The organism is Rhodococcus sp. C26F (assembly GCF_053345925.1).
This window is the reverse complement of record NZ_JBKFBA010000024.1, coordinates 57051-75192: the sequence shown is the minus strand read 5'-3', so window position 1 is coordinate 75192 and position 18142 is coordinate 57051. Positions and strand designations below refer to the sequence as shown.

The following is an 18142-nucleotide window of genomic DNA, read 5'->3' as shown; positions in this document are numbered from 1 at the left end:
TCGGGCGATGTGACGTATTCTGCACGCCATGATCTCGGATACGCGCGCACTCGCCGGTGACCTCTCACTCGCCGTTGTGCGTCTGACGCGTCATTTGCGGGGGAGACGCACCGATTCCCGAGTTTCTCTGACCCAGATCTCGGCAATGGCCACCCTCGCGCAGGAGGGTGCGATGACCCCGGGGGCACTGGCAGCGCGCGAACGCGTCCAACCACCCTCGATGACCAGGGTCATCGCGTCTCTGCACGAACTCGGTCTCGTCGAGCGGACGCCGCACCCGACGGACGGACGACAGATCATCGTGACGCTGTCCGAAGCCGGGAGGGAGCTGCTCGCCGACGAGGCGCAGGCACGCGAAGTGTGGCTGACCGAACGGCTCGACAAACTCGATCCCGACTCGCTCGCCACGTTGCGCGACGCCGTCGGAATCCTCACGGCGCTCGTCGCGGAAGACGACTGACCGCACCGCGGTCGATGACGACTGACCGCACCGCGGTCGATGACGACTGACCGCACCACGGTCGTGACGACCGACCCGGTGCGGGAGGGTGCAGGGCCGCTGGGAGAATGACCCGGTGGTTCACGTCATCGACATCGACGATCCTTCCGACCCCCGGGTGGACGACTTCCGCGATCTCAACTCTGCGGACCGTCGGCCCGATCTTCCCGGTGGCAAGGGGCTGGTGATCGCAGAGGGTGTGCTGGTGGTCCAGCGCATGCTCGACTCCCGGTTCGCTGCGACGAGCCTGCTCGGGGTGGGTCGGCGGCTGGACGAACTCGCCGACGACCTGCGCGACGTCGACGTGCCGTTCTACCGCACCGATGCGGCGACCATGGCGGAGGTCGTCGGCTTCCACCTCAACCGCGGGGTGCTCGCCGTCGCGCACCGGCCCGAACCGCTCTCGCTCGACGACGTCCTCGGCAAGGCGACCACGGTCGCGGTGCTCGAAGGGATCAACGACCACGAGAACATCGGCTCGATGTTCCGCAACGCCGCCGGGCTCGGCGTCGACGGTGTGCTCTTCGGGAAGGGATGCGCCGACGCTCTGTACCGGCGTGCGGTGCGCGTGTCGATGGGGCACGTCCTCCGGGTCCCCTTCGCGCACGTCGACCGGTGGCCGTACGACCTGGATCTGTTGCGCAGCAGAGGATTCCAGCTGATCTCGCTGACCCCGGACCCACGGGCGATCCCGCTCGCCGAAGCGATGACGGGGGAGAAAGTCGCGCTGCTGCTCGGCGCCGAGGGGCCGGGCCTGACCGAACATGCGATGCGGGCGACCGACGTGCGTGCCCGGATTCCCATGGCTCCCGGCACGGATTCGCTGAACGTGGCCACCGCGGCTGCGATGGCGTTCTACGAGCGGGTGCGGCTTCCGCGATGAGCCAGGCTCGCGGTCCCGCGCCCACTCCCTGGGCGACGGGGCTCACGCTGACGGCATTATCCTTCGTCGCCACCGTCATCACCGTCGTCGCCTGCGGGCAGGTGCTCGGCCGGATCCATCCGGCCCTCGCCGTCGTCGTCAATGTCGTGACGGTCGCGGGAGTCGCGCCGACCGTGTGGTCGTGGCTCCGGGTGCAGGTACTGCGCTGGCTCGCCGCCGGTTTCCTGGCCGGTGTGCCGTTCGGCTGGCTCGCGCTGCTCGTGTCCTGACCGAGTTTTGGGTGCGATTGCCGGCGGAAAATCCCCAACCTCCATTGGAAAATTCCGACGAAGCGCACACTCGAGATGTCGGGTCATCCGGAAGGAGCATCATGTCACACAATGTGCATGCCGAGCGGGAGGAAATGTCGGTCAAGCAGGGTCTCGCCGCGGGAACGTCGGTCGGTGCCGCAATCATCATGACCTTGATCGGTGCTCTGCAACTGTTGCAGGGAATTGCTGCGGTCGCCGAGGACGAAGTCTTCGTCGCCGGCCAGGAGTATCTGTTCACGTTCGATCTCACCACGTGGGGGTGGGTTCACATCGTTGTCGGTGTCGTGATGGTGATCGTGGGCATCGCGTTGATCTCCGGGGCGACATGGGCGCGGGTGTCCGCAATGGTCATCGCCGCGCTGTCGATCCTGGTGAACTTCATGTGGCTTCCCTACTACCCGGGGTGGGCGCTTGCGATCATCGCCCTCGATGTAGTGGTCATCTGGGCGATCGCGACCTGGAACCCCCGCGCGGTGTACTCCTGACCGACTCGAGCCGGTACCGAATCGCGCCGATTGCGCAAACCGATGTCCTCCACCCATGAACGGGCGTATGGTATATCCGGCCCTCCCGATCAGAGGGACGGAGGTCGTCATGACTGAAGATGGACCTGCCGAAGCCCGAATCGGACAGTCGTCACGATTCGACGCCGGTATCGATGAGTGGACCGGGGGCCGCGAGTAGTGGCAGTGCCGTAGCGGCACACCGCAGGGGGAAACAGGATTCGAGATCTTCATTCTCCGGTGGTTTCATGGGGGCATCGTCCCGCCATCGGTTCGGCCGAGGAGGTTCGGCTATGGATTCATTCTGGGACTACGTGTGGTACACCGTCGTCGTATTCGCCTTCGTGGCATACCTGATCGTCCTGTTCCAAATCATCGTCGACCTCTTCCGGGATCACTCCGTGTCCGGTTGGGTCAAAGCGGTGTGGGTCATCGGTCTGGTGCTCCTTCCGTACCTGACAGCGCTGGTCTACCTGATCGTTCGCGGTCGGGGGATGGCTCTGCGGGCACAACAGGCCCAGGCCGAGGCGAAGCAGGCCACCGACGAATACATTCGCACCGTGGCGGTCGGGAAATCCCCGGCTCAACAGATCGCCGACGCCAAAGCCCTGCTCGACTCCGGTGCGATCACGCCCGCGGAGTTCGAACACCTCAAGGCACAGGCCCTCGGCACCGTCGCGCCCGGACGTGACGGCGTGCCCATCGCGTGACCCATCGTCGCGGGGAGGGCACTGCGGACGGTGTCCTCCCGTGGGTCGGCTCGGGCGTTCGACGACTCGTCTCGTCGAGAAGTCGGCGGATGGAAGTGTAAGGGTAACAGCGTAATCCGTTGGATCTCTTGTTCAGACGAATCGGATCGTGACCGCTCCTCGCGAGGATCGGCGCACGGTCGATGTCTCCTTCGTACACGAGAGGATTGTCATGTCACAGGATGTACACCCCGACCGGGGCGGGGTCAGTGTCAAACAGGGCATCGCCGCAGGCACCTCGATCGGAGCAGCGATCATCCTGGCAACCGTCGGCATCGTCCAGATCTTCCAGGGCATCGCTGCGGTGGCCGAGGACGAAGTGTTCGTGCGGGGCGTGGAATACACGTTCAAGTTCGACTTCACCACGTGGGGATGGATCCACATCGTCCTCGGTGTCGTGATGCTGGTCGCCGGTCTCGCGTTGATGAGCGGCGCCACGTGGGCTCGCGTCACGGCCATCATCATCGCCGCGTTGTCGATCATCGCGAACTTCCTGTGGTTGCCGTACTACCCGTGGTGGTCGATCCTGATCATCGCGTTGGACGCGGTCGTGATCTGGGCGATCTCGACCTGGCAGCCACGCGCCGACTACTACTGACGCGACCGTGCAAGAAAACGGCCGCAGCGTCCGGGGTGATCCGGGCGCGAACGTCGCGACCGATGTTCCCCGATCGCGGACACGGCGGTGGGCACTGCACCTCACACTTCCCGGGTGTTGGGGTGCAGTGCTTTTCGCGTGCCTGTCGTTCACCCCGTCGTTGCTTCCGCGCGGCGGGATCCTGCAGGGGATGATCTGCGGGATCACTGCCGCGATCGGATACGGCCTCGGCGTGCTCCTCGCGTTCGTGTGGCGCGCCTTCGCCGACCGGCCTCCTCGGTCTCCCAAGGCTGCGTCGTGGTGGATCCTCGGCGTCTGCGGGGTGGTCCTCTTCGCGGTCTTCTTCGGGCTCGGTCAGTACTGGCAGCACGAGATCCGTACTCTGATGGGGGTTTCCGAGTACAACCTGGCACTTGCGGTTCTCTCCCCGCTCGTCGCGGTCGTGATGTTCGCTGTGCTGCTGGCGATCGGACGTGGTATCCGCGCCCTGTACCACTGGGCGGCACGGACACTCGACCGGTGGATCGGGCAGCGGGCCGCGAACGTCGTGGGGTGGGTTCTCGTCGCGGGACTCGTGTACGCGATCGTCTCCGGAGTGCTCCTCGCCGGCTTCATCGACGCCGCCAACGCGGCGTTCTCGGCGCGGGACACGAGAACCGAGGAAGGTGTGCAGCAACCGACGACCGCACTCCGCTCCGGTGGACCGGATTCGGTCGTTCCGTGGGATTCTCTCGGGTGGCAGGGGCGGATCTTCGTCGGGCAGGGGCCGACCACCGAACAACTCGGTGAGTTCACCGAAGGTCCTGCCCTCGAACCGATCCGGATCTACGCCGGCCTGGCATCGGCGGACGACACCGAGGATCGCGCGTCCCTCGCTGTCGAGGACCTCACCCGGGCAGGAGGATTCGAGCGGAGCAACCTGGTCGTCGTGACGACGACGGGGAGCGGCTGGGTGGACCCGGCTCTGGTGGACTCCGTCGAGTACCTCACCGGCGGCGACGTCGCGACGGTCGCGATCCAGTACTCCTATCTGCCCTCGTGGATCTCCTATCTCGTCGATCAGTCGAAGGCGCGGGAAGCCGGACGCGACCTGTTCGACGCGGTCTACGACGTCTGGTCGAAGCTTCCCCAGGACGCCCGCCCCCGACTGCTCGTGGCTGGGGAGAGCCTCGGTTCGTTCGGCGGGGAGACCGCCTTCAGCGGCGAGTACGACCTGCGCAATCGCGCGTCGGGCACGGTCTTCGCCGGACCTCCGAACTTCAACGTCCTCTTCCGGGAGTTCAGCGATCGCCGGGAGGCCGGCAGCCCCGAGATCGAACCGGTCTTCCGGGACGGCCGCACGGTGCGGTTCACGAACGACCCACAGGCGGAGATCCCGCCGACGGACGAGCCGTGGGAGGGGAGTCGGGTGTTGTATCTGATGCACCCGTCGGACCCGATCGTCTGGTGGAGTCCGCGCCTGATCACGAGTGAGCCGGACTGGATCGGCGAAGCCCCCGGCCGCGACGTGCTCGAGGACATGGTGTGGATCCCGTTCGTGACCTTCTGGCAGGTCACGGCCGATCTGCCCTTCTCCACGGGTGTCCCGGCCGGGCACGGCCACAAGTACAGCACCGAGTACGTCGACGCCTGGGCTGTCGTCCTGCAATCCCCGGAGATCACACCCGACGACATCGACGAGGTGAAATCCATTGTCGGAGCAGAGGAGTGACGAGTCCGACCGGGAGCGTCGCTCGACGGCACGTCAGTGCGCGGCGAGGCGCCGCCACCAGGAGGTCTTCGGTGCGGGGACGGAGATCTGCGGGACGGGGGTGCGCAGCGTGAAACTCCACGTCTCGATGTCCCGCGGGTCGAGTTCGTCGTCGCGACGCCCGACGTAACGGAACCCGAGCCACGCCCCGTGGGCCTCCTCGACGAGCTTGCGGGGATGGAAGGGCAGCGACTCCGGGGGAGGGGGCACGTTCGGCGGCCAGCGGAGCGGATGCTCACCCGCCCAGAACGGGCGCTCCCACACGAACGGGAGTCCCTGGTCCTCGAAGAACTCGACGGTGTTCGCCCCGAAGCTGCGACGCAGCGTGCCGCACTCCCACACGGCGAACGATCCCCACGCGCCGGCCGGATCGGAGGCCAGCAGGCACGTGCGTTCGGCGGCGGGCGTGCGCAACCACATCGCGGGTAGCTCCGAGGGGTGGCGCAGCGCGAACCGGCGACTCGACACCACCGTCACGCCGGGATAACTACCGATCCAGAATCGTTCGACGCCGTCGTCCTCGCCGGTATCCCCGGCGTCGGTCAGCGGAACCCGCGCGCCGGGATCGACCTGGAGATCCGGGAACAGGCGTGACAGAAGTGCTTGTGCCGCATCGCGATCCGGGGAGAATTCGCGCAGGACCGCTGCGGGATCGGGTGCGTCGACGTACCAGAGCGTCGACACCGTCGCCGACATCGTCGACGACTTCCTCAGACGCGTCCGTTACTGCGCACACCGAGCAGCACGTCGTCCCACGAGGGGAGCGCGGGCTTGCCGCGCTTGTCCTTCGCCGGAGCCTGCGCCGCACGCGATGCGTCGGCGTCGTCGGGCACCGTGACGGCGACGGCGGTCTCCTCGTCGGCGACCGGCTCGGGTACCGGTTCGTCGGCGGCGGGAGCCTCCAGCGCGATCGGGGTGTGCCGCTCGGCGTTCTCCGCCTCGGTGGAATCGTCGACGTCGCGCGCCGAGTAGACCGGGGTCAGGTAGCGCAGGGGACGACCGCAGTCGGGATCGACGAGATCGGCGGCGATGTCGTCGAGCGCGGTGATCGTGCCGCCGTGAGCATCGGGCTGGTACCGCCAGTGGGCGCGGTTCGTGGAGCGACCCGCGTGCCACCGCAGCTGCGCGACCCAGAAGCCCTCGTCGTCACGCCAGGCGTCCCACTCGGCCTCGTCGAGGCTGTGCCCGCGAGCGCGGAAGGCCTGCGTGACGATCTCGTGGAGGGTCTCGACGGCGGGACCGTCGGGGCGGACGGGATGGCCCTTCTTGGCCATGTCGGCCGCCCGTGACCGCTCGAGCAGGACGGGATAGGCGAACCGTTCGACCTTGGCGACCGGGATGCCGGCCTCGTCGGCCACCTGTTCGACCGAGGCGCCGCCGCGGATGCGGGCCTGGATCTCGCGAGGACGGAGCTGGCTGGTCGTCTCGATCTGGATCTGGCCGAGACGGGCCAGATCGCCGCGAGCGGCCGCGCGCAGGGTGTCGTCGACGGGAATGCGGAACTTGTCCCCCGTCGTGGGATCGGCGAGCACCACATGCTTAGCATCGGGCTCGAGACCGACCACTCGAAGCTCTCGCACCTTGACCTCCTCGCGCCGATCGCGATTGACCCGCCCGACTGTAACCGACCTGGATATTTTTCGTGGCCGGACACGCCGCGCCACGCCGAGCGGCATCGCAAGAAATCCGACGCGGCGCGTTATCGTCCAGGGTTCGCCGAAATGTCTCGATGCGAGGTCGAGACTATGACGACAACGGGGCCGGGTCCGACATCGGACCCGGCCCCGCTGCGCGGCGTGCTCAGAGCTGGGAGACGACCCAGTCGATGCTCTTGGTCAGCTGCGTGACGTCCTCGGGATCGATGGCCGGGAACATGCCGATGCGCAGCTGGTTGCGGCCGAGCTTGCGGTACGGCTCGGTGTCGACGATGCCGTTGGCCCGCAGGATCTTCGCGACCTGCGCCGCATCGACGGAGTCGGCGAAGTCGATGGTGCCGACGACCTGCGAACGCAGCGACGGATCGGCGACGAACGGCGTCGCGTACTCGGAGGCCTCGGCCCACTCGTACAGGCGCGAGGACGAATCCTTCGTGCGCGCCACGGCCCAGTCGAGACCGCCGTTGCCGTTGAGCCACTCGATCTGGTTGGCGAACATCAGCAGGGTGGCCAGCGCCGGGGTGTTGTAGGTCTGGTCCTTGCTGCTGTTGTCGACGGCGATCGGCAGCGACAGGAACTCGGGGGTGAAGCGACCCGACTCCTTGATCTCTGCGACACGCTCGAGCGCGGCCGGGCTCATCAGCGCGATCCACAGGCCACCGTCGGCGGCGAAGCTCTTCTGCGGGGCGAAGTAGTACACGTCGACGTCGGAGATGTTCACCGGCAGGCCGCCGGCACCCGAGGTCGCGTCGATCGCGATCAGGGCGTTGTCGGAACCGGCAGGACGCTGCACGGGAACCGCGACACCCGTCGAGGTCTCGTTGTGCGCCCAGCCGATGAGGTCGGCCGACGCGTCGGCGACGATCTCCGGAGCCGAGCCCGGCTCCGAACCCACGACGATCGGGTCGCCGATGAACGGGTTCTTCTTCGCGACCGTCGCGAACTTCGACGAGAACTCGCCGTAGGTGAAGTGCTGCGAACGCTCCCGGATCAGACCGAAGGCCGCGGCGTCCCAGAAAGCGGTGGTGCCACCGTTGCCGAGGACGACCTCGTAGCCCTCGGGCAGGGAGAACAGGTCGCGCAGACCCGAGCGGACACGGGCGACAACGTCCTTGACCGGCTTCTGCCGGTGGCTGGTGCCGAACACCGAAGCGCCGACGTCGACCAGCGACTGCAGCTGCTCGGGACGAACCTTGGACGGGCCGCAGCCGAAGCGGCCGTCTGCGGGCTTGAGGTCGGCGGGAATGATCGGTGACGCGTCTGCCATCGGAATGCGTGTCCTAAGAGTCGAGGGACATGGTGCACAGGTAGTCTAGACCGCCCCCTCGGAGCCTCGGCCGGGCGCTGGTCGGCCCGGCCGAGGAAGAGGCATCAGCGATGCGTGATCGAATCCCAGCCCGTGACCTCGGAGGCAGGGCGCGGATCGGGGCCGGTGTAGATCGCCGCGGGACGCACGAGCTTGCCCAGACGCTTCTGCTCGAGGATGTGGGCGCACCAGCCGGCGGTCCGTCCGCAGGTGAACATCGCGGGCATCATCGCGGCGGGGACCTCGGCGAAATCGAGGATCACCGCAGCCCAGAACTCGACGTTGGTCTCGATCGCCCGGTCGGGACGACGCTCGCGCAGCTCGGTGAGGGCGGCCTGCTCGAGCGCGGCCGNCGCCTCGAAGCGCGGAGCGTCGAGCCGCTGGGCGGTGCTGCGCAGCACCCGGGCGCGGGGGTCCTCGGCGCGGTAGACGCGGTGACCGAAGCCCATGAGCTTCTCCTTGCGGTCGAGGATGCCCTTGACCAGACCGCGCGGATCGCCGGTGCGTTCGGTCTCCTCGATCATCGGCAGCACGCGGGCCGGGGCACCGCCGTGCAGCGGGCCGGACATCGCGCCGACCGCGCCGGAGAGCGAGGCGGCCGCGTCCGCGCCGGTCGAGGCGATGACCCGGGCAGTGAACGTCGAGGCGTTCATGCCGTGCTCGGCCGCCGAGACCCAGTAGGCGTCGATCGCCTCGACGTGCTTGGGATCCGGGTCGCCCTTCCACCGCACCATGAAGCGCTCGGTGACGGTGCTCGCCTCGTCGATGCGCTGCTGCGGCACGGCGGGCTGGTAGATGCCGCGGGCGGACTGCGCCACATAGGACAGGGCCATCACCGCGGCGCGGGCGAGATTGTCGCGGGCCGTGGCGTCGTCGATGTCGAGCAGCGGACGGAAGCCCCAGATGGGTGCGAGCATCGCCAGACCGGCCTGGACGTCGACACGCACGTCGCCGGTGTGGATCGGCAGGGGGAACGGCTCGGCCGGGTGCAGACCGCGACCGAACTCGCCGTCGACGAGCAGGGCCCACACGTCGCCGAAGGTCACTCCCTTCTCGACGAGCTCTTCGATGTCGACCCCGCGATAGCGCAGTGCGCCACCGTCCTTGTCGGGCTCGGCGATGTCGCTCGTGAAGGCGACCACGCCTTCGAGTCCTGCGACGAAATCCTCGGGAACTGACGCGCGCGCTGCCATGACGGTTGGGCTCTCCTCGTTCGAGCACGGCCCGGTCCGAGCCGCGCTGCCGGTGGAATGAGGTCACCGTCAGGTGTGATCGGCGCCCCACTCGGGTCGTCGTGAAAACTGTAGCGCCCGTGGTCCGAGCGTCGCTGCCCGGATGCCGGGAGTACCGTCGTCGTTCGTGCCGTCCGATTTCCCGTTGCCGCGCCCCGAGGGTGACGACCTCGCGCGTATGCGTGTCGACTACAGCCCGGCCGGGCCGACCGACGAGTCCCCGGCCGACCGCGATCTCACCCCCGGCGATGTCGCCGAGGGCTGGCTTCCGCTGGTGCGTACGTGGTTTGCGAACGCGGTCGCCACCGCGGTGCCCGAGCCGAACGCGATGGTGCTCGCGACCGTCGACGAGCGCGGCCACCCGGCGACCCGCACCGTGCTGTGCAAGAAGATCGACGCCGACGGCCTGACCTTCTTCACCAACTTCGAGTCCGACAAGGGCCGCCATCTGGCCGGGCACCCCTACGCGTCGGCGACCTTCCTCTGGCTGCCGGTCTACCGGCAGGTGACCGTCCGCGGACCGGTCGTGCGCGTGCCAGACGAGGAGACCCTCGCGTACTGGCAGACGCGGCCGCGCGGATCCCGCCTGGGCGCATGGGCGTCGCAGCAGTCGCGTCCCGTGGCCGAACGCGCCGATCTCGAGCACGCCCTCGTCGAGGCCGCCGAGCGCTACGAGGTCGACGACGACATCCCGGTGCCGCCGTTCTGGGGTGGATTCCGCATCGTGCCCGAGTCCGTCGAGTTCTGGCAGGGCCGGCCCAACCGGTTGCACAACCGGATCCGGACCCGCCTGGTGGACGGTCGCTGGATCACCGAGCGTCTGCAGCCGTGAGGCGCCTGCTCGCCGACACCACACCGCTGCGCAACAAGGACTACGCCCGGCTGTGGTGGGCCGGGATCGTCACCGTCATCGGTGCGCAGATGGCGGTCGTCGCCGTACCCCAGCAGATCTACGAGATCACCCGGAACTCCGCTTATGTGGGGCTGACCGGCGTGTTCGGGCTCGTGCCGCTCGTGGTGTTCGGCCTGTGGGGTGGAGCGCTCGCCGATGCGATGGACCGCCGGAAACTGCTCATCGTCACCTCCACCGGTCTCGGTGTGACGTCGCTGATGTTGTGGGCGCAGGCCGCGATCGGTCTGAACAACGTGTGGGTGCTGCTCTGTCTCTTCTCGGTGCAGCAGGCGTTCTTCGCCGTCAACCAGCCCACCCGAGCGGCGGTGATCCCGCGACTGCTGCCGGTCGGGCAGATCGCGGCGGCCACCTCGCTCAACATGACGGTCGTGCAGTTCGGGGCGATCGCCGGCCCGTTGTTCGCCGGCGCTCTCATTCCCGTCGTGGGTCTGTCCACCCTCTACCTGCTGGACGCGATCTTCCTGCTCGCCACGCTGTGGGCGGTGGTCCGACTCCCGGCGATCCCGCCGCTCGGTGAGGTCACCAAGGCCGGATTGCGCGCGGTCTTCGACGGTTTCCGGTACCTGTCGGGCCAGAAGATCCTGCTGGCGTCGTTCGTCGTCGACATCGTCGCCATGGTGTTCGGGATGCCGCGCGCCCTGTTCCCGCAGATCGCCCACGAGTCGTTCGGCGATCCGGCGCAGGGCGGCTTCGCCCTCGGTCTGCTGTTCGCGGCGATGTCGGTCGGCGCGGTGATCGGCGGCGTCTTCTCCGGATGGCTGCCGCGGGTGCAGCGCCAGGGTCTCGCCGTGATCGTGTGCATCGTCCTGTGGGGCGTGGCGATGGTCGGCTTCGGCGTCGCGGTGTGGTGGGCCGAGCCCGACGGCAGCGGTCTGCTGCTGTGGGTCGCCCTGTTCTTCCTGGCGTTCGGCGGGGCGGTCGACATGGTGTCCGCGGCCTTCCGCTCGACGATGCTGCAGACCGTCGCCACCGACGAGATGCGTGGCCGCCTGCAGGGCGTGTTCATCGTCGTCGTCGCGGGCGGACCGCGCATCGGCGACGTGCTCCACGGCGCCGCCGCAGCGGCTGCAGGCACGGCCGTCGCGGCTGCCGGTGGCGGCGTCCTCGTGGTCGTCGGCACGCTCGTGTGCGTCGTCGCCTTCCCGGCCTTCGTCCGGTACCGGGTCACCCGCACCCTCGATTGAGGGTGCGGGTCGCGCGGATCAGTAACGCAGGAGCGCTGCGATCCCGTCGGCGGGGCTCAGACGCTCGTCGATCCGCACCAGGCGGTCGGCTCCCGTCACCGCCGCTGCGACCGGCAGGGCTTCGTCCGCCCGGCACACCCGTTCGTTCTCCGATCCCATCGCCGAGAGCGCGTCGGAGTCCTGGGCGACGACGGACGGATCGTCCCCGACCAGTACGGTCGCGTCCCCGAGATCGCCGATGATCAACGACTCGACCCGACGTTCGCGCAGGGCCGCGGTGACCTCGGTCAGACCCTCGACGGCCAGCCCCGTGCCGGCCCCGGCGCGGAACCGTTCGGCGGCCTCGTCCATCTCGGCGAGCCGCTGCTGGGCGAGCCCTTCGTCGAGGGCGGCCCGGGTCTGCGCAGGATCGGACCCCTCCGCGCGAGAACCGGTCTCCACCTGCACCGCCACGTCCGCCGTGCGGGAAACGAGAGCATCGGCCAGGTCGTTCCGGGAGCGGACCTCACCGATCAGGAAGACCGGGTCCGTGCCGTACTCGTCGGCGAGTTCGGTGACACGCTCCGCCACTTTCGCGATGTTCCGCCGGCGCTGCTCCTCCACCGGAGGTTCCGGATCGCCGTAACCGGGAGTCTGTGCCCCGGAGGCCTTGTGCACGGGGTGGTCGTCTCCTTCGACCGTCTCCTCGTGCACGACGGCGCCGTTGCGGTCGTGAACCGTCAGATCTGCGCCCACGTGGTCGACCCTGACCACGAGATGCGGACGTCCTCGGCTGCCGTGTTCGACGAGCGGAATCAGGTAGGGACCGTCCGACCATCGCACCTCGGTCTGCAGCGGAGGGCGGACCAACCGCTCGTCGACCCATACGCGGTCTGCGTTCGCCACCACCGCGCGGCCGCTCGTCCCGACCGGTGTGGGCCCCTCGGTCACCGCGTGTTCGACGTGAGCGCGCACCTCCTCGGACACCCCCAGTTCCTCGAGCTTCTCGGAGATCGCGCGCCAGGTGAGTTCGGCGACCTTCGCAGCATCCTCGGTCGTGTGCGTGTCCTCGAAGTACACCGAGGCGAACGGACCGGCAGCGGAAGCGAGTTCCTGGAATCGATCGGCCTTCACTGTTGCTCCTTCGTCGTCGATTCACTGTTCCTGTTTCGGGTGCCCGACCCGGTGCGCGGGCAAACGACGACGGCGACGGAGCATCACGTCTCGGGCGGGAACGCTGTCACACCTCGGGCGGGAACGCTCGGGGATCGGCGAGCGGCGCCCGTAGTTCGGTGACGGCGATGCGCGCGGCCTCACCGATCGCTGCATCGACGACCGGCAGTACGGGATCCGCGCGGGCGGCGCGGGTGAATACCGCGACGGCGATCGGATACTCGCCGGGGAACTCGACGACCGCCACCTCGTTGCGGATGATGCCGATCGTGCCGGTCTTGCCGGCGATCGCGACCCCGCGATGCGGGAAGCCCGACGCGATGCGGTGCGGCCAGATCTGGGCGCGCATCACCTGCTGCGTGAAGGCGGTGCTCTCGGGGGAGAGCACCGAGCCGGACCACACGGCCTCGAGCAGCCGGGTCATCTCCTCCGGGGTGGTCGCGCTCGTGTAGGCCGGGTCGTACGCCGAGACGGTCCAGGCCGCGTCGATGTCGGTAAGTGCCCGGAACGCCTCGACGGTGGTGCGGGTGTCCGTTTCCTCGACGAGGCGCTGATAGACGTCCGCCGTGCCACCGATGATCCGGGTCCGCGTGAGTCCGAGGCGCGCGAGGAGTTCCTCGACGGCGGTCGTGCCGATCTCGCCGAGCAGCACGTCGGCCGCCGCGTTGTCGGACACTGTCATCATCGATGCGGCCACGTCGCGTCGGCTCATCGTCACCGGATCCCGGAAGCTCGCGATCCCGGTCGGGCCGGGGGTGCAGTCCGACGGCACGATCCGCAGCTGCCCGGATGCGTCGAGTCGGCCGGCGTCCACCTCCGCGCAGAACGCGAGGAACAGCGGAAGCTTGTACACCGACGCGAGGACCACGCGTTCGTCCCCGCGCACCGACAGCGTCGCCGCACGTGGATCCGAACACCGGCGGGCGTGCAGCCATCCCGTGCACCCGGCATCCGCGAACACCGCGCGGATCCGGTCGACCGCCGTGTCTCGCCGTTCCTCGCCTTTCACCGGACCCGCTCCTTGAACAGGACGCGGTCGAGGGCGTCGACGTGCGCACCGACGTCGGCGTCGGTACGTCGCACGATGCGCACCCGCAGGGCCAGTGCGGACGGAGCCCAGTCCAGCCAGGCCACGCCGGGCACCGAGCCGGGCGGTGAGGTCGACATCCCGAAGTGGGTACCGGCGGCCACGGCAGCGAGCACCGCGCGGTCGTCCGCCGCCGGGGTGGTCTCGACATCGAGTCCTCGTTCGCGCAGCAGATCCTGCACCGCGTCGAAGGCCGCCGGGTTCCCCGTCCGCGGCGGCGCGGCGAACGTCAGGTCGGAGAGCATCGGCAGACGGGGCCGGTCGGAGCGGGCGCTGCGGTGGTCGGCCGGCACGACCAGCCATCGCCGGAGTTTGACCATCGGGCCGGCCTCGAGTCCTTCGGTCAGAGCCGGATGCTCGACGACGGCGAGATCGCACATGCCCGAGCGGACGGCGTCGACGAGTTCGACCGTGCTCGCGGAACGCGTCGACACCGTCGCCTCACCGCGTCTGCTCAGAACGGTGACGCACAGGGTGACCAGGCGATCGGGTAGTGCGCGGGTGGCACCCCAGTGCAGAAGACCCCGGGCGCGGGCGACGCGCCCGGCCTCGGCGAGGAAACGATCGGCGTCGTCGACGAGGAGACGAGCGCGGGGGAGCAGCTCCGCTCCGGCGGGCGTGAGGACCGCTCCCTGCCTGGTGCGATGCACGAGTTCGGAACCGAGATGCTGCTCGAGTTTCCGAAGTCCTTGTGACAGAGGAGGTTGCGTCATGTCGAGCACCGCCGCGGCCCGGCCGAAGTGTCCTTCCTCCGCGACGGTGACGAAGAACCGGAGGTGGCGGATCAGGTCCATGGCAGGGGATTCAATCAGCACGGGCGGACGATTCACCGACCCGGCGTGTCGCGCGGCCGGATCCCGTCCGTCGTCCCCGCCTCCAACAGCGGCGATAGTTCTTCCGACTCGTGCGGACGGCGGGTGGGTATTGGCGGGGCGACTCCCGTCGGTGGTGTCCTGTCGGCATGACTCCCACCGATTCACTCCTCCGGAAAAGATTGTCGCGCAGGGGTTTTCTCCACTCCGCCCTCGCCCTGTCCTCCGTCGCCGCCACGGCGGCCTGCGGGTCGCCGGACGGTCCGGTCGTCACGGGGCCGTCGACGACGGCCGATTCGGTCCCCGACACCCAGCTGCTCGCGGCCGGTGTCGATGAGCGTCTCCGGGAGATCGAGGACCGCTACGCCGTGCGGCTCGGTGTGGTCGCGCAGTCGCCGGTGACCGGGCGCGTCCACACCTATCGGGCCGACGAACGGTTCGCGATCTGTTCTCCGTTCAAGGTTTACGCCGCCGCCGCGATCCTGCGACTCGAGGCGGAAGGATCCCTCCGTCTCGACGAGACCCTCCCGATCGACCCGGAGGACATCGTCGTCAATTCGCCGGTGAGCTCGGAACATCAGGGGCGCGTACTGCCGCTCGACCGGCTGTGCGAGGCCGCGCTCACCCGCAGTGACAACACTGCCGGAAACCTGATGCTGCAACGGATCGGTGGGCCCGGGGCCGTCACCGCCTTCGCCCGTTCCGTCGGGGACGAGACCACCCGGCTCGACCGCTGGGAACCCGAACTCAACGAGGCGGCACGGGGCGACGAACGCGACACCACCACCGCTGCCGGACTGTCCCGTGGCTTCGGCGAGGTGCTGCTCGGTTCGGGGCTGCCCGCTCCGCAGCAGCGGACACTGCTCGGTTGGATGCGCGCGACCACCACCTCGGACACCCGGATCCGCGGGGGACTGCCGCCGGGATGGACGTCGGCGGACAAGACGGGCGGGGGCAATCACGGGACAGTGAACGACGCCGGGGTGGTGTGGTCGCCGGACGGGCAGCCGATGGTGCTGGCGATCCTGTCGGACTCGACCACCGGTGACCCCGACGCACCCCTCGAGGGCGCGCCCGTCGCGGAGACCACCGCCGTGCTGGTCGATGCGCTCTTCGCCGTGCCGTGAGTACAGTGGCCGGCGTGGGCGCCGGATACGCGCAGATCCCCGCGTAACGACCTTGGTGAGACCCGGGTAGTATTGCCGCAGGTTATCGGCGTGTGCCGGCCTTGCGGCGCAGTCGCGGAGGGTGCGGGCGAGCGTTCGGAACCCACATGGACGACATACCGATCGGGGACTTTCGGCGGACCCTGCCTCAGCGCATACCCCGCGCTACGGCTAGGTTCTACGTGAATGTCCGGAAGTTTCTCGTAGGTCTGAGCTTGAGAGGGATCCTTCGTGCCCGCTGAGAATGACACCAACCCCACCCTCAGCTACCCCGGTGGCGAACACACGATGTCGATCGCCAAGGCGACGGAAGGCAATGACGGTATCGAGCTGGGCAAGCTCCTCGCGGCGACCGGGTACACCACCCTCGACCCGGGTTTCGTCAACACCGCCTCCACGAAGTCGGCGATCACGTACATCGACGGCGAGAAGGGCATTCTGCGGTACCGCGGATACCCGATCGAGCAGCTCGCCGAGAAGTCGACGTTCATCGAGGTCAGCTACCTGCTGATCTACGGTGAGCTGCCGACTGCGGAGCAGCTCGAGGTCTTCACCGACAAGATCCGCCGCCACACCCTCCTGCACGAGGATCTCAAGCGGTTCTTCGACGGCTTCCCGCGCAACGCGCACCCGATGCCCGTCGTGTCGAGCGCGGTCAACGCCCTGTCGGCGTACTACCCCGACTCCCTCGATCCGGACGACTCCGAGCAGGTCGAGCTGTCGACGATCCGTCTGCTCGCCAAGCTGCCGACCATCGCGGCCTACGCCTACAAGAAGTCGGTCGGTCAGCCCTTCCTCTACCCCGACAACTCGCTGTCGCTGGTCGAGAACTTCCTGCGCATGACCTTCGGCTTCCCGGCCGAGCCCTACGAGATCGATCCCGAGATCGCTCAGGCGCTCGACATGCTGCTCATCCTGCACGCCGATCACGAGCAGAACTGCTCGACGTCGACGGTGCGCCTCGTCGGTTCCTCCGACGCCAATCTCTTCACGTCCATCTCGGGCGGCATCAACGCACTGTGGGGCCCGCTGCACGGCGGCGCCAACCAGGCCGTGCTCGAGATGCTCGACGGCATCCACAAGTCCGACGGCGACGTCAAGGACTTCGTCCGCAAGGTCAAGAACAAGGAAGACGGCGTGAAGCTCATGGGCTTCGGGCACCGCGTCTACCGCAACTACGACCCGCGGGCCGCGATCGTCAAGAAGACCGCCGACCGCATCCTCAAGAAGCTCGGTGCGGGCGACGAACTGCTCGAGATCGCCATGAAGCTCGAAGAGGCCGCCCTCACGGACGACTACTTCATCGAGCGCAAGCTGTACCCGAACGTCGACTTCTACACGGGCCTGATCTACCGTGCGATGGGCTTCCCGGACCGCATGTTCACCGTGCTGTTCGCCCTGGGTCGCCTGCCCGGCTGGATCGCGCACTGGCGTGAGATGCACTCGGACCCGACCCTGAAGATCGGCCGTCCGCGTCAGATCTACACCGGCTACACCGAGCGCCCGTACACGTCCCTCGAGGAGCGCTGAACCCTCGTAGCGACCGGAAAGATCGACCGAATCCCGACGAGGAGACACGCATGACAAAGCCCGAAATCGAGTTCCAGGAGGGTCCCGCCCCCACCCAGTTGGTCATCAAGGACCTGGTGGTCGGCGAAGGTGCCGAAGCGGAGCCCGGATCGAAGGTCGAAGTCCACTACGTCGGGGTCGAGTTCGATACCGGTGAAGAGTTCGACTCGTCGTGGAGCCGTGGTGAGTCCATCACCTTCCCGCTGTCCGGTCTGATCGCCGGCTGGCAGGAGGGCATCCCGGGCATGAAGGTCGGCGGCCGTCGCCAGCTGACCATCCCGCCGGAGCTCGCCTACGGTCCCGCCGGGTCGGGCCACCGCCTGTCGGGCAAGACGCTCGTGTTCATCATCGACCTGCTCGCCGTGCAGGTGCCGCCGGAGGTTCCGACGGTCGAGCCGGCGACCGGCCCGGCGCCCGCCGATCTCGTCATCGAGGACATCACCATCGGTGACGGCGACGAAGCGCAGCCCGGCGGCGTGGTCGACGTGCACTACCACGGCGTGGAGTACGACACCAACGATGTGTTCGACTCGTCGTTCGCTCGTGGCGACTCCGTCCGCTTCCCGCTCGGACGACTGATCCCGGGATGGCAGGAAGGCATTCCGGGCATGCGCGTCGGTGGACGCCGCAAGCTCACGGTGCCCCCGCAGCTCGCGTACGGACCGGCCGGTTCCGGGCATCCGCTCGGAGGCAAGACGCTGGTCTTCGTGATCGATCTGCTCGGCGTCGGATAGCCGGACCCGCAACGACATCCGAGGCCCGCAACACCGGTG

19 protein-coding genes and 1 pseudogene are annotated in these 18142 nt (G+C 68.3%); 13 read left to right on the top strand and 7 right to left on the bottom strand.

The genetic code is table 11. The annotated features are described in order from the left end of the window. The first annotated feature begins 28 nt into the window (after nucleotides 1-28). The 7 genes from ACLBYD_RS20930 to ACLBYD_RS20900 all read left to right on the top strand — a co-directional run bounded on the left by ACLBYD_RS20930 (nucleotide 29) and on the right by ACLBYD_RS20900 (nucleotide 5254). Nucleotides 29-460 carry an Rv0880 family HTH-type transcriptional regulator gene (locus ACLBYD_RS20930; RefSeq protein WP_006551668.1) on the top strand — a complete coding sequence of 144 codons (432 nt, stop codon included), beginning with the start codon at nucleotides 29-31 and terminating at the stop codon, nucleotides 458-460. Nucleotides 461-575: 115 nt separating this feature from the next. Continuing rightward, on the top strand, nucleotides 576-1382 hold the full coding sequence (locus ACLBYD_RS20925) for a TrmH family RNA methyltransferase (RefSeq protein ID WP_447817936.1): 807 nt from the start codon (nucleotides 576-578) through the stop codon (nucleotides 1380-1382). Beyond that, a complete protein-coding gene (locus tag ACLBYD_RS20920; protein ID WP_019289927.1) occupies nucleotides 1379-1651 on the top strand; it encodes a DUF2537 domain-containing protein in 273 nt (90 codons plus the stop codon). Before ACLBYD_RS20925 ends, ACLBYD_RS20920 begins: the two co-directional genes overlap by 4 nt. Before the next feature lie 101 nt (nucleotides 1652-1752). Beyond that, nucleotides 1753-2178, top strand: coding sequence for a DUF7144 family membrane protein (locus ACLBYD_RS20915; protein ID WP_120281551.1), 426 nt, complete (start codon nucleotides 1753-1755; stop codon nucleotides 2176-2178). Nucleotides 2179-2489: 311 nt separating this feature from the next. Then, nucleotides 2490-2906, top strand: coding sequence for an SHOCT domain-containing protein (locus tag ACLBYD_RS20910; RefSeq protein WP_447817935.1), 417 nt, complete (start codon nucleotides 2490-2492; stop codon nucleotides 2904-2906). A 211-nt stretch (nucleotides 2907-3117) separates the two neighbouring features. After that, the gene (locus tag ACLBYD_RS20905; RefSeq protein ID WP_016691326.1) at nucleotides 3118-3543 is read left to right on the top strand and encodes a DUF7144 family membrane protein; all 426 of its coding nucleotides are present in this window, start codon (nucleotides 3118-3120) and stop codon (nucleotides 3541-3543) included. Nucleotides 3544-3670: 127 nt separating this feature from the next. Beyond that, nucleotides 3671-5254, top strand: a complete 1584-nt coding sequence (locus ACLBYD_RS20900; protein ID WP_447817934.1) for an alpha/beta hydrolase — start codon at nucleotides 3671-3673, stop codon at nucleotides 5252-5254. 33 nt (nucleotides 5255-5287) lie between these two features. On the opposite strand, the gene ACLBYD_RS20895 is transcribed toward ACLBYD_RS20900, so the two are convergent. The 4 genes from ACLBYD_RS20895 to ACLBYD_RS20880 all read right to left on the bottom strand — a co-directional run bounded on the left by ACLBYD_RS20895 (nucleotide 5288) and on the right by ACLBYD_RS20880 (nucleotide 9447). Continuing rightward, entirely contained in the window at nucleotides 5288-5989 is a 702-nt protein-coding gene (locus ACLBYD_RS20895; RefSeq protein ID WP_447817933.1) for a DUF6928 family protein, read from the bottom strand. 14 nt (nucleotides 5990-6003) lie between these two features. Further along, nucleotides 6004-6873 carry a septation protein SepH gene (gene sepH, locus ACLBYD_RS20890; protein WP_447817932.1) on the bottom strand — a complete coding sequence of 290 codons (870 nt, stop codon included), beginning with the start codon at nucleotides 6871-6873 and terminating at the stop codon, nucleotides 6004-6006. Nucleotides 6874-7093: 220 nt separating this feature from the next. Then, nucleotides 7094-8215, bottom strand: a complete 1122-nt coding sequence (gene serC, locus ACLBYD_RS20885; protein ID WP_447817931.1) for a phosphoserine transaminase — start codon at nucleotides 8213-8215, stop codon at nucleotides 7094-7096. A 104-nt stretch (nucleotides 8216-8319) separates the two neighbouring features. Further along, complete coding sequence (locus tag ACLBYD_RS20880) at nucleotides 8320-9447, bottom strand: citrate synthase 2 (RefSeq protein ID WP_447817930.1); 1128 nt, start codon at nucleotides 9445-9447, stop codon at nucleotides 8320-8322. 184 nt (nucleotides 9448-9631) lie between these two features. On the opposite strand from ACLBYD_RS20880, the gene pdxH reads away from it, so the two are divergent. Then, nucleotides 9632-10318, top strand: coding sequence for a pyridoxamine 5'-phosphate oxidase (pdxH, locus tag ACLBYD_RS20875; RefSeq protein ID WP_194293782.1), 687 nt, complete (start codon nucleotides 9632-9634; stop codon nucleotides 10316-10318). Beyond that, on the top strand, nucleotides 10315-11583 hold the full coding sequence (locus ACLBYD_RS20870; RefSeq protein WP_447817929.1) for an MFS transporter: 1269 nt from the start codon (nucleotides 10315-10317) through the stop codon (nucleotides 11581-11583). The genes pdxH and ACLBYD_RS20870 overlap by 4 nt, the downstream gene beginning before the upstream one ends. Before the next feature lie 18 nt (nucleotides 11584-11601). Here ACLBYD_RS20870 and ACLBYD_RS20865 read toward each other — a convergent pair whose 3' ends face one another. The 3 genes from ACLBYD_RS20865 to ACLBYD_RS20855 form a co-directional block, all read right to left on the bottom strand. Next, on the bottom strand, nucleotides 11602-12696 hold the full coding sequence (locus ACLBYD_RS20865) for an Rv2629 family ribosome hibernation factor (protein WP_447817928.1): 1095 nt from the start codon (nucleotides 12694-12696) through the stop codon (nucleotides 11602-11604). Nucleotides 12697-12802: 106 nt separating this feature from the next. Continuing rightward, a complete protein-coding gene (locus ACLBYD_RS20860) occupies nucleotides 12803-13744 on the bottom strand; it encodes a serine hydrolase (protein ID WP_447817927.1) in 942 nt (313 codons plus the stop codon). Beyond that, nucleotides 13741-14616 (bottom strand): LysR family transcriptional regulator, encoded by an 876-nt coding sequence (locus ACLBYD_RS20855; protein WP_447817946.1) that lies wholly within the window; start codon nucleotides 14614-14616, stop codon nucleotides 13741-13743. The genes ACLBYD_RS20860 and ACLBYD_RS20855 overlap by 4 nt, the downstream gene beginning before the upstream one ends. A gap of 167 nt (nucleotides 14617-14783) precedes the next feature. On the opposite strand from ACLBYD_RS20855, the gene bla reads away from it, so the two are divergent. From bla to ACLBYD_RS20835, 4 genes and pseudogenes are all read left to right on the top strand, one after another. Next, nucleotides 14784-15761 carry a class A beta-lactamase gene (gene bla, locus ACLBYD_RS20850; protein ID WP_447817926.1) on the top strand — a complete coding sequence of 326 codons (978 nt, stop codon included), beginning with the start codon at nucleotides 14784-14786 and terminating at the stop codon, nucleotides 15759-15761. 270 nt (nucleotides 15762-16031) lie between these two features. Then, nucleotides 16032-17330 carry a citrate synthase gene (locus tag ACLBYD_RS20845; RefSeq protein ID WP_006551650.1) on the top strand — a complete coding sequence of 433 codons (1299 nt, stop codon included), beginning with the start codon at nucleotides 16032-16034 and terminating at the stop codon, nucleotides 17328-17330. Between the two features lie 50 nt (nucleotides 17331-17380). Beyond that, nucleotides 17381-17731: pseudogene (locus ACLBYD_RS20840) on the top strand (FKBP-type peptidyl-prolyl cis-trans isomerase); the annotation flags it as partial. Nucleotides 17732-17737: 6 nt separating this feature from the next. After that, the gene (locus ACLBYD_RS20835) at nucleotides 17738-18103 is read left to right on the top strand and encodes an FKBP-type peptidyl-prolyl cis-trans isomerase (protein ID WP_039958015.1); all 366 of its coding nucleotides are present in this window, start codon (nucleotides 17738-17740) and stop codon (nucleotides 18101-18103) included. Nucleotides 18104-18142 lie beyond the last annotated feature (39 nt).